Genomic DNA, 16812 nt, shown 5'->3' on the forward strand with positions numbered 1-16812 from the left:
CCGCCGCCATTATTATCGTTTTGATAATATCTTCAGGTTGTTTTATATAATATTATCATTTTGATAATATGTCAACCCATTATTTGAAACTCAATAGAAAAAGTGGCATAGCTGATATTCCACGTTCCAAACGAAACCCGCATGTCAGCTATGCCGCACCTTTATATTTCTATCATATTTTTTATATACAACACACTATCAGTCCACGCTCTGCTTCAATTTCCTGAGCAGTACAAATGCAAAGAACAGCACCGATATAACCGCGAACACCGCACCTACAAAACCGATATATGATATCGCGCCCTTGTCGCACACAATTCCGCCGATCCAGCTTCCACCTCCGATACCGAGGTTGAAAAGTCCTGAATATATGGCAGTCGCCACTGCGGAGCTCTTCTCATCAACACTTCTGATGACCTCCGACTGCGTGGTCACATTGAACGCCATGGCTGTTATTCCCCAGAATGCACATAGGAGTACCATGGTCGCCAACGTCTTTGACGCCGGAAGCAGAAGCAGCAGCCACACAAGAAGAGTTGCCATGACTGTACCGATGAATGCAAATCTGTGCTTGTCATAAAGCTTTGAGAACAGATAGCTTCCGAGAAGTCCCATCGCTCCAAATATCAGGAGCACTACAGTGATGACATTGTTCTGGAGCTTTGCAACCTGCTGCATGAACGGCTCTATATAACTGTACACCGTGTAGTATCCAAGCACGAACAGTATCGTCTGAATATACAGGCAGATGAGCACCGGATTCTTCAGAAGAGCAGGGAGATCCTTCACATGGAACTGCTCTCCGCTTGCGATCTTAGGGAATACAAATGCCATGTACACCAGAACCGCAAATGCTATGATTCCAACGATGAGGAATGTAACTCTCCATCCCATATACTGTCCAACAAGTCTTCCAAGCGGAAGCCCGGCTATAGTAGCTATGGATGTTCCAGTCACGACCATGCTCAGTGCAAATGATCTGTGTTCTTCATTTACAAGTCTTATTGCAACCGGTGAAGCTATCGACCAGAATATCGCATGGGTACACGCAACGCCTATACGCGATGCCATGAGCACTCCGTATGTCGGCGCGATCACGGACATGATCTGGCATATTCCAAACAGTGCGATCGTTCCCATGAACAGTTTCCTGAAATCTATCTTCGACACAAGAAGTATGAGCGGCAGGGACAACAGCATGACTATCCACGAATACACTGTGATAAGCATTCCCGCCTTCGACTCCGATATGCTGAACGACTTTGCAATGTCTGTCAGCAAGCCAATTGGCATAAATTCCGATGTGTTGAATATGAACGCCGAGACGGTCATTCCCACAAGCGGAAGCATTTCTTTTCTCGTCAATCTACTCTTCATATTTATTCCTCTTCCTAATAATATGTGGTATATATGATTATTTTTTTGTTCACCAGCCACATATTATAGGAAATGGAATTATGAGTCAATGCACTTTTGAATGGTTATACTGTCCAAATGTTAGATTGTACAAAAAAGAAGGCCGGAAACTCTCCGGCCTTCAGGGTTAAGGGAAAATTTTATGTGAAAAATTGTAGTACACTTACTTTACTGTGAGTCTCTCAAATGTCTCGCTCTCTTCAGGAATCGATCTGAGTCCTCCGCGCTTCTCGACACACAGGCTCGCAACCGCATTTCCGTATCTTGCACACTCTGCAAGCTCATCTATACTGAACTCCTCCAGTCTCTTATCCGCTCTGACAAGCTGTGATACAAATGCTCCCCAGAATGAATCTCCAGCCCCCGTCGTATCTACCACATGGCTGACGAATCCGGGAACCTTCCGGCTTCCATCCCTGCTGCATATCAGCACACCCTCACTTCCCAGGGTAACCGCAACAAGTCTTACGCCGCTTCCCAGAAGATACTCTGCTGCCTCTTCCGGATCGGAAAATGGTGTGAGTAGCGCTGTTTCCTCGTCCGAAAGCTTCATTATATCTACAAATGGAAGAATACTCTTCATCCTCTCCATCGCATTTTCTCTGCTGTCCCACAGCGGTGCTCTGTAGTTCGGATCATACGATATCACCGCGCCGTATTTCTTTGCCTCCTTCACCGCCTGAAACGTGGTGGTTCTGGCCGGTTCATCCGTGAGAGACAGCGAACCTATATGGAACACCTTTGTGTCTCTTAGCAGGTCGGCATCCACTTCCTTGTAACAGAGCATTGTGTCCGCTCCCGGCTTTCTGGCAAATGAGAATTCACGCTCTCCGTTCTCATCCAGAGTGACAAATGCCAAAGTGGTAAATACCGTATTGTCAACCACTATACCTCTGGTATCTATCCCTGCCTGCTTTGCCGTCTCAACAAGGAAATTGCCGTGCATGTCATCTCCAACCTTACCAATGAAGGCAGTTTTAAGCCCGGCTTTACCGACTGCCGTGAGCATGTTTACCGGAGCGCCTCCGGGATTCTGCTCGAAGAGCTTCATCCCGGAATCAGTGCTTCCGGCAGGGGTAAAGTCTATCAGGAATTCACCAAGAGCCACAACATCATATTTCTTTTCCATGTTGGATCCTCCTTGTGAATTTTACTTTCCTGTGATCTCTATGTCATAGAATTCTACTCTTGCATCCTGTGCCAGAAGTCCCGTCTCAAACTCAGGCTTCGCATATATTCTGTATGTAAACGCCACCTGTTCTCCGACAAATACCTCCACCATATCATGGTCAACGATGATCTTCACATCTATCTCGCTGCCCTCTGTTATGTCAAATGTCTTCTCGCACACTCTGACTCCATCAGGGCCCGGCTCCGTTGCAGGAGGCACAGCCTGACAGGACTGAACCCAGAACGGGTCAACTCCCATAGGAAGATTTACCAGTGACACTCTCTGCATGGCCACATCGAACTCAAGGAGAAGGCATCCGCTTGCTTCCTTGTCTGACTTGAGCAGTATACCGAAATGGTCATACACCTCTCTAGGCATGATCTTGCACTTCAGCATGTAGCTCTCCTCGTTGTGTCCAAGGAATCCGTATGTACATGTGCTTACTGAATCCATCTCAACCAGTCTGTCTCCGTGAAGCTCTGCATTTCCAAGTACAGGAATGTAATCCCATGCCACAGGCTTCTCAAATACATGCTCATATTCCTTTGGAAGCTTTACGTCAAGTCCTCCATCCGCTGTGGCAACTACCTCATGCGGCACGCAGAAGGTTCCGCCCCAGTACCATTCACCTCTGTCGCTTCTGTCTGCTCTGTCGTGAGCCCAACCGAAGTAGAAGCGTCTGCCGTCATCATCCTGCATGGACTTGGCTGCGTAGAATCTTCTTCCGCCTATGCCATCCTTCTTTGGCTTTCTCCATGGGCCAAATGGTGACTTTGCAACTCTGTATATTGTATTTACATATTCTGAGAATCTTGAGTATGAGAGATACCAATTGTCTCCCATCTTGTACATCTCAGGGCACTCAGGACAGTTGGTGTGTCCCGGTGAATATATCGGTCCGTAATATTCCCAGTTGACCAGATCCTTTGATCTGTAGAGAACTATACATCCTCTTCTGGTTATCGGCATATCCAACCTTCTCGCTGATATGAGGATCCAGTAACATTTGTCCTCCTCATTGTAGAATACATATGGATCTCTCCAGTCAAGCTTCTCGTAAAGCTCTATCATAGGTGTGATGACCGGATTGGCTGCATCCTTCACCCACGTGATTCCATCGTCGCTTGTAGCGTGGCATATGGTCTGCTGATACTCTGCGGTGAGGCAGTAGCCTGTATAGAATGCATGGTATTTGCCCTCGCCGTATATGACTGATCCAGTCCATACTCCTGATGCATCCGGCTCGTCGCCCTCGCCCGGATAGAGCGCTGTAGGAAGCTCCTCCCAGTGCACCAGATCATCTGATACACTGTGGCTCCATGTTGTTCTGAGTCTTGCCGGGTACACTGTTGTTCCCGGAGGGGAAGTCAGTGAGAATATATGATATTTGCCCTCGTGGTAGAAAGGTATTGCATCTCCCGTGGAATCCGCGAAGGACATCTTTCTAAAAATCTCCATATTATCAGTCCTCTCTTTCTACTAGTTTGCTGCCAGTTTCTTCTTCTTGAGAAGCTCAAGCTTGCCCTTCTGTCCATCAAGGAGTACCGCACATGCGATGATAAGACCCTTGATGATGAGCTGCCAGTATGATGACACTCCGATAAGGTTAAGACCATTTGAGATGATTCCGATGACCATGGCACCAAATACGGTTCCACTGATCCTTCCTTTACCTCCTGTCATGGATGTTCCGCCAAGTACGCAGGCTGCGATGGCATCAAGTTCGTATCCGCTTCCTACTGAAGGCTGGCCTGAGTACATTCTTGAACAAAGTACAAGTCCTGCAAATGCTGAGAGAAGTCCAGATATTGTAAATACTACGATCTCTATCTTCTTGATAGGTACACCTGAGAGTCTTGCAGCCTCGCGGTTACCACCTATCGCATATACATATGTTCCAAACTTTGTCTTACTGAGGATGAAGCTGAACAGTATGATGAGCACTACCATGTACACTACAGGGAGTGGGATCACATTGAACAGGTATCCTGTTCCGATCTCGATGAAGATCTTGTTGGTGATACGTGTTGACTGTCCACCTGTGTAGACATAAGCTATACCACTTGCTATGTTCATCATGGCCATTGTGATGATGAATGCAGGCACCTTGAAGTTAGCAACTATAAAACCACTTATAAAGCCCGCTGCTGTACCAACCAGAAGTCCTGCTACTATGGCAACGCCGAGAGGGAGTCCCTGGTTAACTATAAATCCTACGGTCAGGGTTCCCGACATGGCTACTATCGATCCAACTGACAAGTCGATGTGTCCAAGTATAATTATCAGTGTCATTCCAAGTGCTATGTATGTGTTGATCGATATCTGTCTAAGCACTGATATGATGTTGTTGGTCGTGAGGAACTTGTCCGTGGCAAGTGCTACCGCCACACACATGATTATCAGAACCACTATGATTCCTATGTTGCCCTTGACTATGGATGTCAGGGGATTGTTCTTTAATATAGAAGTTGCTTTTGAATTCTTCTTTGTCTCGCCCATATTATTCGATACCTCCTGCAGCGTATTTCATTATCTCTTCCTGTGAGAGCTCGTCCTTTGACAGCTTCTTCACGAGTCTTCCGGCTCTGACCACACATACGTTGTCGCACATGTTGATGATCTCAGGAAGCTCACTGGATACCATGATTATCGCTATGCCTTCCTTTGCCAGTTCATTGATTACTGTGTATATCTCAAATTTTGCATTTACATCCACGCCTCTGGTCGGCTCATCCAGAATAAGTACATCCGGCTTGGTCGCGAGCCATTTGCCCAGAACCACCTTCTGCTGGTTTCCACCTGACAGGCTGCCCGCCTCAATCTCTGGCGATGCCGCCTTTATCCTAAGTCTCTGTGAATAATGGTCTATTACCTCGCCGCGCTTCTTCTCGCTTATTGCGATTCCATTCATATAGAATCTGAGGGATGAGAGTGTGAGGTTGAATGCCACGCTGTTGCCGAGTACCAGTCCCTGTTTCTTTCTGTCCTCCGGAACCAGTGCTATGCCTGCCTTGATAGCCTGCATTGGATTCTTGAAGTGAACCGGCTTTCCTCCGAGTATCACCTCTCCCGATGTAGGCCGTGTCGCGCCAAATACCGCCTCCATGATCTCACTTCGTCCGGCACCGACCAGACCTGAGAAGCCCAGGATCTCGCCCTTGTGTACCGAAAAACTTATATCTTCAAAGACACCTGTCTGGGAAAGATTCTTTACCTCCAGAGCAACCTCTGCCTTGTCCATGTCGCAGTAATCTCTTGCATAGAAGCTCTCCAGATCTCTTCCTACCATCATCGCAACCAGCTCATTCGGGCTTGTCTCTGATGTCTTTTTTGTTCCTACGTATGCACCATCCCTGATGACGGTAACTCTGTCAGATATCCTGAAGAGCTCCTCCATTCTATGGGAGATGTAGATTATACTTACCTGTTTCTTTCTGAGATTCTCAATGATCTCAAATAACTGCTCCACCTCTTCATTTGAAAGTGATGAGGTAGGCTCATCCATAACTATGATCTTACCGTTGAATGAGACCGCCTTGACGATCTCCACCATCTGCTGCTGTGCGATGGTCAGATTTTCTACTATAGTGTCTGCTTTTATATTCACACCGAGGGATGATATCATCTCCTCTGCTCTTCTGTTCATCTCTGCAAAGTCCAGCGTTCCGAGCTTTGTCCTTATCTCTCTGCCGAGAAACAGATTCTGTGCCACCGAAAGATATGGAACAAGTACGATTTCCTGATGTATTATTCCTATACCATTTTCTCTGGCAGCCGGAACTCCGTTGATCTTGACCTCCTTGCCATTTACCTTGATGATTCCGCTGTCGGGCTGGTAAATTCCGCCGAGGACCTTGATCAGTGTGGACTTTCCTGCACCATTCTCACCGAGCAGTGCATGTACCTCTCCCAGCTCAAGGGAAAAGTCGATGCCACTTAAAGCATATATTCCGGAGAAGCTTTTCTTTATCCCTATCATTTCCAGAACTGTCTGTCCCATATTAAACCTCCAAGTTTCTAAAATAGATCTTTTGTTATCCTGCTTTTTCGGGATCTCGGCCGGAGATCTAAGATCCCCGGTCTCTCCCGTATTATATACACCTACGTTGTGTCATGTATGTCCAGCCGGGGGCAGCCCCGTGCTGTTACTGCCGGCTTCGATCCGGCCTTACTGCCAGTCGTTAACTGTCTGCTCAGCCTCATCCTTGAGTACGAGGTGTGAGTCAAGATATACCTTCTTCTCGTCGATCGTTGTATCTCCGCCCACATACTTCTGTGCTGCGTTGAATGCGTACTCAGCAATCTGTACAGGAACCTGACATGCAACTGCTGTGAACTCGCCGTCGAGGAGTGCCTGCTTGCCATCTGGTGAAGCATCGATACTGTATACACCAATCTGACCTGTCTTGTTGGCCGCCTTAACTGCTGCTGCAGCGCCAAGTGCTGAAGGATCATTGATACAGAAGAATGCCTGAAGATCTGTGTTTGCTGTGATGATATCCTCTGCAAGGCTCATTGATGCATCAAGTGCTGCCTCGCCATCCTGCTGTGCTACAATGTTGAACTTATCCTTGTTATCACCGAGTCCGTCAAGGAAACCATTTACACGGTCTACACAACTCTCATTTGATGGGAAGTCAAGGATCGCAATGTCTGCTCCGTCCGGATAATCTTTAGCCATCTGCTCACCGACAAGCTGTCCTGCCATGTAAGCATTTGTTCCAACGAACTGTGTTACGAAGTTCTCTATGTCATCCTCGATAACTGCTGTATCTACATTGAAGATTGGGATTCCTGCATCCTTGATCTCTGCAAGACCTGATGTGATACCTGCTGAATCAACCGGGATGATGAACACTGCGTCGTATCCACTATTTGCCACGTCTGATAACTGGCTGAGCTGTGTGTTCAGATCGTAGTCAGGATCAAGACATGTATACGATATTCCGTTCGCATCGCAGAGCTCCTTGAGCTTGGCATCGATTGAACTCTGGAATGTATTGTTGAGTGTGTTTGTACAAAATGCAAATGACAGGTCAGATGACTTTGTGCTCTCCTGCTTTGTACCTGATTCAGATGTACCGCTGTCTGATGCACCTCCTGCTCCTGATCCACAACCTGCCAGTAAACTGAGTGACATGCACAGGCATGCTCCAACTGCTAATAACTTTTTAAATTTTCTCATAATTTTTACCTCCACTATCATGTGTTTTCTTTGCTAATTCGTTGTCGAAAAACTGTTCTTAACCGGTTTATTTACGTAAATTTTAAACTGTTTTTCGTCCCTTGCATGTTTTGATGATATAACCTTTGTCGGTTATTGTCAATATCAAGTGTTTTATTTATTGTTTATTCGTCGTTTTGTACAAATAACGCCCGATTGCATTATAGGGTTCGCGGGTCTTTTATTATTTTTTACGTAAATATTTTACCAGATGTCATACTTATGGGATTTGTAGTGTATGATTGACACCCGTTACTTGTCACCTTGTCTCTTGTAATCTTGTCCATTGTCTCCGGTACCACTTCCCCCGGGAATATTCTCTTTTGGGTGTGGTTACAACAACTTGGACACAAAATTGTATCCTTGAGAACTTCTCAGGCGAAAAAGATACAATCTTCCAAGGTCTTGTGTATAAACGCAAAAAATCCGCCAGAAAGATACAATTTTCTCTCTGACGGATGTCATATCACCTCAATCTGTCCGGCATGGACTCATGGAAGATTTCCTTCCATGCAAGCCTGAGCTGTTTTGGCTCAACCTGATACGGCTGAACTCCCACATACTTTGGAAGCTGTTCTTCACTTACCAGGGACTTGGCAACAACCGCCGCAGCCGCTCTTCCCTGCTCGTATGGTCTCTGCGTGCTGAGTCCCTTGACTATTCCTTCTTCCATGCACCGGGCTATACCATGGTCAAGATCAGTTGTGAACACCGCCACATCCTCCCTGCCAAGCTCCTTGAGCGCCTTTATAGCCAGAAGCGCCGGGCGATCCCAGCTCACATACATTGCCTCAATTTCAGGATTGGCAGTTATCACGTCCTTGGCTACCTGATATGCATTGGATATCTCTCCAAAACTCCTGATCGTAACTATGTCAATATCCGGATAACTGTCCTTGATTATTCTCTCGGCGGCGTTATCCCTGACCCTTGTTCCATAGAATGCCGCACCATGAATAATAAAACCTGCCTTTTTTTTCTTATTTTCCTTACAATATTCTCCCAACATTCTTCCCGTGTTCGTTCCATTCTCCGACTCATTTACTGATACACAGGACACATAGCTGTTCTTGGACATACCCTCCGGAACATTGCTTATGAACACCAGTTTTGACACCTTGGAGAGTTCCTGAAACTTCTCTCTGGTACGGCTGTCATCCGCCGGGATGGCAATCACCGCATCAGGTTTCTGAAGCCTTATTCCATCGAGCTGTGCATTCTGAAGTTCAGAGTCAAAGTGTGCATCCATAACCGACACCACATCTATTCCAAACTGCTCAAGTTCCTCCCGAATTCCCTTCTCATGCAATTCTGCCCAAGACGTTCCGGTATAGTGGAAAGAGATCGCAACCCTGTAATGTCCTGCCTTTAGTCTGTGTTTCTCTTCTTTTGTCAGTACAACCGAATCCGGTGCTGCCGCTTTATCTCCAAATGGTCCATTGTCAAGCATTTTTGTGGATTTTCTGACTACAAGCTCTACATCTGCATAACAGTCATGCGATATGGCAACTCCCGTATTGATCTTCTCAAACAACATCCCAACAGCCTTGGCACTTAGTCCCTTCACATCTCTTCTCAGTATTGTAAGAGGTGGATAAGTAAGTTCAGACCAGCTCTCATCACCAAATCCAACCACAGATATTTCTCCCGGACAGTCGATTCCCATATCTCTCAGTGTCTTCATAAGATAAAGAGTTATTCTGTTGCCTCCCGCAAGTACAGCGGTCGGCCTGTATCTGCGCAGGGCTTTCTGAATAGCCAGCATGCAGTCATCCTCTCCTTTTTCCAACGTCACATCAACAATGTTTGCATCATTTGTATTTATATTGTATTTCTCCAGAGCATTCAGGAAACCTTTTGTTCTCTCATCCCTGGTGGTACTGTCCGTACTCTCTCTGAAAAACAAAACATTTTTGTGTCCACTCGCAAGCAGATAATCTGCGCCCTTAAATATAGCCTCACGGTCGCGAAACTCAACCGAGTCTATCCCTGATCCAAGTATATTTCTCTCCACGCAGACAAATGGAACACCCGACTGTATGAGTTTTGTGTAGTTAGATGCCACATCGCTCACCGGCGCATGTATGATACCGGCAACCTTCTTGTTGATCAGAAGTCCGGCAAGCACCTGCGCCTCCTCCTTGAGATCATTGTCTGTTATCGCCACAAGGAACTGATATCCCTGCACACTGACAAGCTGCTTCACATAAGCTACCATATCTCTGTATATAGTACTTTCAATGTTTGGAATAACTGCAACTATCGTGGACTCCCGTCCAACCAGCAGTTTTCTCTCCTTATCAGCTATCTTATTCTGGTATCCCGTCTCTACAATGATCTTCTCTATCTTATCCACAAGCTCAGGTCTTACATACCTCGTCCTATTTATAACATGTGATACCGTGGCTATTGACACCCCAGCCATCTCCGCTATTTCTTTTATTGTAACCTTGCTTTTACTCATACAGCATCCTTTCTCCCTTGTAAGCCACATACATCAGTTCTGCCAATTGATATTCTCCCCCTGGATAAGAGGGTATCTGGCAAGCTCTGCGCCGTCCAAATTCTCCCTGTTCATATCCACTGCATTTACCTGATGACCCTCGTAGGTATTGTAATAGTATATTCCCTTGTCAGCGTTGCAGCAGGACGTGTATATAGTGATCTCATATTTGTCAGATGCCACCTCACAGCATCCCCTCTGCTGATCCACAGAACCGAGTATATGGAAAAACTGGCTCACACTCTCAGCCTCAGAATCTCCAGACAGACTGTTCTGCTTCACAAATGCCACCCTGGCAAATCTTGACGTCGATGACAGATCCCCAGGAAGTCCTATTGCTCCCATGCCACGGCTGTAAGTATTCAGTCCCACCTCCGGTGCAAATGTGTTCACCGGCTGCTTTGGTGACAGTCCCATATACTGATTGAGCAGGAACATCTGCTGCGGAAATGGCGGGTTGTTCGTGAGAACCCCAACAGGATTCTCATACACATGAAGTCCGTCAGCCATGCACTCCACTGTTATGGCGCCATTTCTGTCCGCGATGATCCAGTGGAGCTGCGCTGTAGGAAGCTGCTCGGAAAACGGTGTTCCTGTCAGGTTCATCCTATCCAGTGCCACCCTTGCCTCACCTACACTGGCACAGCTTCCGAGTATCCATGGAATAAACTCATACTGGGCTACATTGTCCCTGTCACCGCTCTCATCCACTTCCTGATACGCGGCATTTCCAACGAAATTCAGGCCTGCCATTCCAAGTCCCTTCTCATTTATAGCATCATAGTAGAGAGGATAGCCACCCGCCACATGTGCCATTCCTATCATGGCATAATGGCTGTCCTTCCTGCCCATATATCTGAATTCAAACGGGTAATTTCTCGGAGTCACGGTGATCTCATCGCCGTACGAGAATTCATAATCAAGTGTTCTTCCAAAATAGAAATTCTTTGTCTTATATGTCGCTGCTGTACACATATTTGTCTCCTTTCAAATCTCAACAGATAATTTATATCATCATCTCAAAGCCGTAGCAGCTCTTTTCAAAGCCATAGTGCTCGTAGAAGCCATGTGCCCCTGTCCTCGGAAGTCCGGAATCAAGGGTGATAGCCTTGCATCCCCTCTGCTTTGCAAGCTCCTTTGCATGATCCAGGAGTGCCACACCATATCCCTTGCCACGGTCCTCCTCTCTCGTTATGAGACTTGGCACATAGCATGTGAGCCCCGACATCCAGAATGTATTAAAATAGTCTCCATGGCACATGCCTCTGCAAATGCCTTCATCCCATAATAAAAAAACAAAGCTACGATCGTCATCTATGACGTCCATATATACTTTGCGTATTTCTTCCCTGTCATATGTATTATATGTCCATAATTTTTCTATAAAATCAAATACAATATCAAAATCCTCTGCTGTCGCTTTTCTGATCTCCATAATTATATTCTCCTTTCCCACTGAGTTTCAGTCCACGTAAACTGACTTTGCACCATCAACTAAATTACAACCAATGCTTACATTATAAAATATCAAAGTGATTATTAACAGACCGCCACCCATAAATTTATTATAAAATATCCCGGTAAAAAGTGAGGAGGCAGATACGCACAACGCTGTATCTGCCTCCTCACTTTTATATCTTTGTCTCCACATCCGGGAATTCAAGTACTATCTCAAATCCATTCTGCCACTTTGAATTTGCCGTCACTGTGATGCCCAGGTCATGCGCCATCTCACTGACAAGATACAGTCCCATGCCCGTTGCATGCTTCCTGTTCTCACCCGAATCACCCGTGACACCCTTCTCGAATATGTATGGCATGTCACAGCTCTTTACACCTATGCCATTGTCACTCACGGACAGCAGCTTTTTGTCCCCCGCCGTCCAGAAGTCAAATGATATCTCCGGCTGCTCATTTGTGTATTTCATGGAATTGCTCACAAGCTGACCGAGTATAAACTGCAATCCCCTGCGGTCACTGTACACCTCTCCATTCTCAAGACACTTTCTGACCCGTATGCCCTTCTCCTCAAGCAGGGATCTGTAGTCAGCTATCACCTCATCCACGCATTCTTCCACATCTATGCTCTCCATGAGATAATCCTTGGAATCGCTTTTCAGTCTGGCGTAGTAGAGCATCTGGTCCACATAGTTCTGCATCTGGCTGGTCACATTGTCCATCTTCATCACAACATTATGAGGCAGCTCATCTCTCCTGTTGTCCACCACAAATGTCAGCAGAGAGATGGGGGTCTTGATCTCATGTGCCCAGTTCTCCACATACTCCTGATAATCCCTGAGCTGTCTGCCACTCTGCATCACTGAATCTCTCAGATCGTGAAGCTCCTCCGACAGCACGCTCACATATTCCTGTTCAGAAGCCCCGCACAGGCTCCTCATTTCTATCTCGCTCTGTTCATCCGGGGCAGTGACAAATCTCCTGAACGCCTCAATCTTCTTCCTGTCCTTTATACACAGCACCGAGCACACCGCCGCGAACAGTATCACAGTGAACATGCCAACCAGCACCCTTATTCTGACAAATGCCTCTGGTGCCACAAGCCACATGAAGAAGCAGAACGCCACGTCCATCAGAAGCAGCAGACCAAGCCAGACAATATTCTGTTTTATAACAAGTCCAAATCTTTTCATATTTTCTCCACTCTGACAAGTGGGTCAGGCACCTCCGTCCCCAGGGAATATTTTGTATCCAACGCCTCTTACAGCTATGATCTTTGCCTTCATATCCAGTCCCGCCATTTTCTTTTTGAGTCTTGTAAGATTCACCTGCAGGGCATTTTCATCTATATACTCCGATGTGCCCCACACTGCCTCACAAAGTTTCTCCTTAGACACGACATCTCCTCCGCTTGTCATAAGTGTCTCAAATATACGTCCCTGATTCTGTGGAAGCACCGCAGATCTCCCATCTATATACAGAGTGTATGTCTGAGTGTCCAGAAGAAACCCTTCTCCTTCGATCAGGTTCTGTCTGCCCTCGTACCTCTTGAGCACATTTGCCACCCGGGCCAGAAGCCGCTCACGGCGGCATGGCTTCGTGAGGAATTCATCAGCGCCCAGCTCCAGCGCATGGAGCTCGTCCTTTAGCTGGTCCCTCGATGTGAGAACCAGCACCGGGACAGAGCTCCGCCTCTTGATCTCCCGGCATATGTCAAAGCCGCTCCTGCCAGGAAGATTGATATCCAGCAGAAGAATATCCGGAGCCATGTCCAGTATCTGTTCTATTATGTTGTCAAATCCATCTGGCTTAACTGCCCTGTATCCTGCCTTTGTCAGCATATCCAGAAGTTCATCGCACATGAGGACATCGTCCTCAACCACCATCACACACTTCACCGTTTACTCAACCCTTTCCGGTGTCATCATCGCCATGAGATATCTGTTGCTTGAGCGTTTCACCGCTGTCATATAGATATATTCTACCACACACAACAGGATTATCATAACCGCAGCTATGATAAGTATCTGTTTCACACTGCCTCGCATGGATTCTGACAGGATTCCCGTGAGCAGAGCACGCACACCGAATATACTGCTGACCGCCGCCACGGCAACCGGGATTCCGAAATACCAGCCCACCTGTCTGTTTGCTGAGCTGCAGAGCATTTCGTATGTCGCGCCAAGCTTCACAAGGGTTCTGTACCTTCTGCCGGACTTTCTCTGTCCCATCAGGAACTGAACACCGATTATGGTATTTGCGATTATGAGGAACACCACCGCCAAATAAAGCGTTATATATCCTGCAGCCACCGTGTAGAACATATTTCTTCCTATGTTCTGCAGATAACTCTCGCAATCAGCGTTTATACTCTCAAAATCTATGCCGTCAAGTTTCTCATTTTCGTCCATTATGGCTTTCATGAGGCCCTTATCGTCCACGATATCCTTTTTGAGAACGGCATTTACATATAACTCGTAATTGTCATTTGTCAGTCTGGCAAATGTATCATCGTCCACGATAAGTCCGAACGACAGGGTTATCGATGAATCTGTCACAATCTTCGTGGTCTGGACCTCTCCGGTCAGATGATACTCATCTCCTCTTACATCCACCTCCGGACGCTCTGCCAATACCTCATTCAGTAAACCTCCGCGGTAATCAGTAAAGAAATCCGTATAGAGTGCCAGTTCATTCTCTCCGAGCTCCAAAGGCTCCTTTCCCGCAGTCTCAAGCACCTTGTTGTACGCACTCTCCTGGATCAGGTAAGGGTATGTCATGTATGACATGTTATTTATAAGCACGTCCCTGTCCTCTGAAACCTTGAGTTTTTCAAGTGCGGATATGACATTCCCCACGTTCACAGCATCATCATGGGACTCATTTTCACCCATCTTTATATAACCAAGCTTCATATCGAATACGTCCGAGAAATCCTCCAACACGCCGGTTTCCTCCAGTTTCGCGCGGATATTCCTGCTGTCCGTCTCAGCGTCACCCCCATATGAGGCAAATGTATAATCGAGCACATGATCCATATTCTGTCTGGATATACATATGCCAACGCCCGCACCGCAGCAGCACAGAGCGCCGAGTATGAGTATCGAGCTTATTGCAAGCGTTCCAGATTTTGTTGCTACATTTTCGTGTATCTGCCTGAAACCGAACACAGCAAGTGGTTTTGAGCCATTTGCACGTCTGGCCAGTGCATCAACAAAGAGCCTGAGACCGAAAAACAGCAGGAACATGCCAACAAATCCCAGTGTTATGGTGACCGCCATATATTTTACGCTGATCCACGAATAGCCACCTATTCCCTGACAGTATGCAATGACCAGCGCAACAAGACCGAGGACTGCACTCACACCATACACAGGAGCCGGAAGCTGTTTCTTCTCTGTCTCCGGTGTATCTACAAGGAGATCGCCTATCTGCTTTCTTGCAAGCTTACCGCTCAGTATGAGAAATGCTGCAAGCTTTATCGCTACAAATCCAACAGTTGTCAGTATGACTGCCTGCAGTGAAAATGATACGTGATGACCTATAACGCCAAGACCTACCAGTCTGGCTGTGAGAAGGCTGACCACCTCAGACATCAGGATCGCTATAGGAAGTCCGATGAGCAGAGCCACTACGCTGCTGCCCAGATCCTCCGCAATCAGCAGGGCAAAAAGCTTTGATCTCCTCATCCCCATCATTATATACATTCCAAGTTCGTGCCTCCGTCGTTCGAGCTGGTATTTGCTTGCATAGTATATAAGAAAGAACAACATGACCAGTGAAAATACATAGAACACCGCCGCTATCTGAAGAAGACTGTTCACCGCATCGCTTTCAAGACTTCTCAGGAATATCATCACATCCTGATGGGACAGCGCCAATATGATATAAAATGCCACTATGGACACGACCAGCGAAGCGAAGAACAGACCATTCTCTTTCCTGCTTCTCCGGCTGTTCCTCATTGCGAGTTTAAAGAACATTTGCGCTGCCTCCTCCCATCTGCGCCATCAGCTTGAGTATCCTCTCATAAAACTCCTGCTGTGACTCTCTCTCCATATCTCTTCTGAGCTCATGGAATATCCTGCCATCCTGTATGAAGAGTATCCTCTTGCAGAAGCTGGCCGCATTTGAGTCGTGGGTCACCATAAGTATGGTAGTGTTGTCATCCCTGTTCAGTCCCAACAGTTTCTCCATGAGTGCCTTTGCATTTCTTGAGTCGAGTGCTCCGGTCGGCTCGTCCGCAAGAATGATCCCCGGATTAAGTATGAGTGCTCTGGCGGCCGCAACCCTCTGTCTCTGACCACCAGACATCTGCGATGGGAATTTGTCAAGCACGTTATCTATCTCCAGATATGATGAAAGCTTTTCCAGTCTGTTTCTGCTCTCATCCTCGGATACACCGTGTATTGACAACGGAACCATAATGTTCTCTCTGCCTGTTAGATTGTCCAGAAGTTCAAAATTCTGGAACAGATAACCTATCTCCCTGCCTCTGTACTGCGCAAGCTTCGCACCTTTAAGCGCCTGTATCTCTTTGCCCTGAAGCTCTATGGTTCCGCTGTCAGGCTTTATGACCGTTGCGATACAGTTCAGCAGTGTGGACTTTCCCGATCCACTGCTACCCATGATGCCAAGGAACTCCCCCGGCATGACCTGAAATGATATGCCGTCCAGAGCCTTAGTCTGGTTTGGCTTTTTGCCATAGTATTTCTTCAGTGATTCTATCTTTAATAAACTATCCATATTGTTCACCTTTCTTTATTTTTATTTTGGGGGATTTTTGCCGATTTTCTTATAATGGGGACGGAGGTACCTGACCCCTTTTGACCTATTTTTGAAAAAGCAAAAACAGCGCCGTTCTGAAATTATAATATCAGAACAACGCTGTTATTAACACTTACACCTTATGAAAGGTTTTTACTCTGCATCCTCAGTCTTTGGGGCCTCGTGGGCATCCATGTTCTTAGGAAGCACAAGATTCAGAATGATGGCAACTATGAATACAACAGCCACACAGTTCTCAGCAAATACCGTCTG

General features: G+C 46.6%; 13 protein-coding genes. All 13 read right to left on the reverse strand.

The genetic code is table 11. The features are described from left to right. Positions 1-198 precede the first annotated feature (198 nt). Positions 199-1377: a sugar transporter gene (locus tag DWW70_RS11730; protein WP_055280608.1), complete on the reverse strand. Its 1179-nt coding sequence runs from the start codon at positions 1375-1377 to the stop codon at positions 199-201. A gap of 202 nt (positions 1378-1579) precedes the next feature. Continuing rightward, positions 1580-2545 (reverse strand): carbohydrate kinase family protein, encoded by a 966-nt coding sequence (locus DWW70_RS11735; RefSeq protein WP_055280607.1) that lies wholly within the window; start codon positions 2543-2545, stop codon positions 1580-1582. A gap of 21 nt (positions 2546-2566) precedes the next feature. Next, entirely contained in the window at positions 2567-4045 is a 1479-nt protein-coding gene (locus DWW70_RS11740) for a glycoside hydrolase family 32 protein (RefSeq protein WP_008402272.1), read from the reverse strand. 21 nt (positions 4046-4066) lie between these two features. Next, complete coding sequence (locus DWW70_RS11745; protein ID WP_022215843.1) at positions 4067-5086, reverse strand: ABC transporter permease; 1020 nt, start codon at positions 5084-5086, stop codon at positions 4067-4069. A 1-nt stretch (position 5087) separates the two neighbouring features. After that, complete coding sequence (locus DWW70_RS11750; RefSeq protein ID WP_015534061.1) at positions 5088-6587, reverse strand: sugar ABC transporter ATP-binding protein; 1500 nt, start codon at positions 6585-6587, stop codon at positions 5088-5090. 168 nt (positions 6588-6755) lie between these two features. Beyond that, positions 6756-7772 carry a sugar ABC transporter substrate-binding protein gene (locus DWW70_RS11755; RefSeq protein WP_118017836.1) on the reverse strand — a complete coding sequence of 339 codons (1017 nt, stop codon included), beginning with the start codon at positions 7770-7772 and terminating at the stop codon, positions 6756-6758. 505 nt (positions 7773-8277) lie between these two features. Continuing rightward, a complete protein-coding gene (locus DWW70_RS11760; protein ID WP_118017903.1) occupies positions 8278-10275 on the reverse strand; it encodes a LacI family DNA-binding transcriptional regulator in 1998 nt (665 codons plus the stop codon). A gap of 33 nt (positions 10276-10308) precedes the next feature. After that, the gene (gene bsh, locus DWW70_RS11765; RefSeq protein WP_118017838.1) at positions 10309-11289 is read right to left on the reverse strand and encodes a choloylglycine hydrolase; all 981 of its coding nucleotides are present in this window, start codon (positions 11287-11289) and stop codon (positions 10309-10311) included. A 31-nt stretch (positions 11290-11320) separates the two neighbouring features. Beyond that, entirely contained in the window at positions 11321-11749 is a 429-nt protein-coding gene (locus tag DWW70_RS11770; RefSeq protein WP_118017840.1) for a GNAT family N-acetyltransferase, read from the reverse strand. Between the two features lie 196 nt (positions 11750-11945). After that, positions 11946-12965 (reverse strand): sensor histidine kinase, encoded by a 1020-nt coding sequence (locus tag DWW70_RS11775; protein ID WP_015534065.1) that lies wholly within the window; start codon positions 12963-12965, stop codon positions 11946-11948. A 24-nt stretch (positions 12966-12989) separates the two neighbouring features. After that, the gene (locus tag DWW70_RS11780) at positions 12990-13658 is read right to left on the reverse strand and encodes a response regulator transcription factor (protein WP_004849887.1); all 669 of its coding nucleotides are present in this window, start codon (positions 13656-13658) and stop codon (positions 12990-12992) included. Between the two features lie 15 nt (positions 13659-13673). Next, a complete protein-coding gene (locus DWW70_RS11785; protein WP_004849884.1) occupies positions 13674-15755 on the reverse strand; it encodes an FtsX-like permease family protein in 2082 nt (693 codons plus the stop codon). Then, complete coding sequence (locus DWW70_RS11790; protein ID WP_004849881.1) at positions 15745-16518, reverse strand: ABC transporter ATP-binding protein; 774 nt, start codon at positions 16516-16518, stop codon at positions 15745-15747. The genes DWW70_RS11785 and DWW70_RS11790 overlap by 11 nt, the downstream gene beginning before the upstream one ends. Positions 16519-16812 lie beyond the last annotated feature (294 nt).

Origin of the sequence: Coprococcus sp. AF16-5, from assembly GCF_003479365.1 — a bacterium.
GTDB classification, from domain to species: Bacteria; Bacillota; Clostridia; order Lachnospirales; family Lachnospiraceae; genus Coprococcus; species Coprococcus aceti.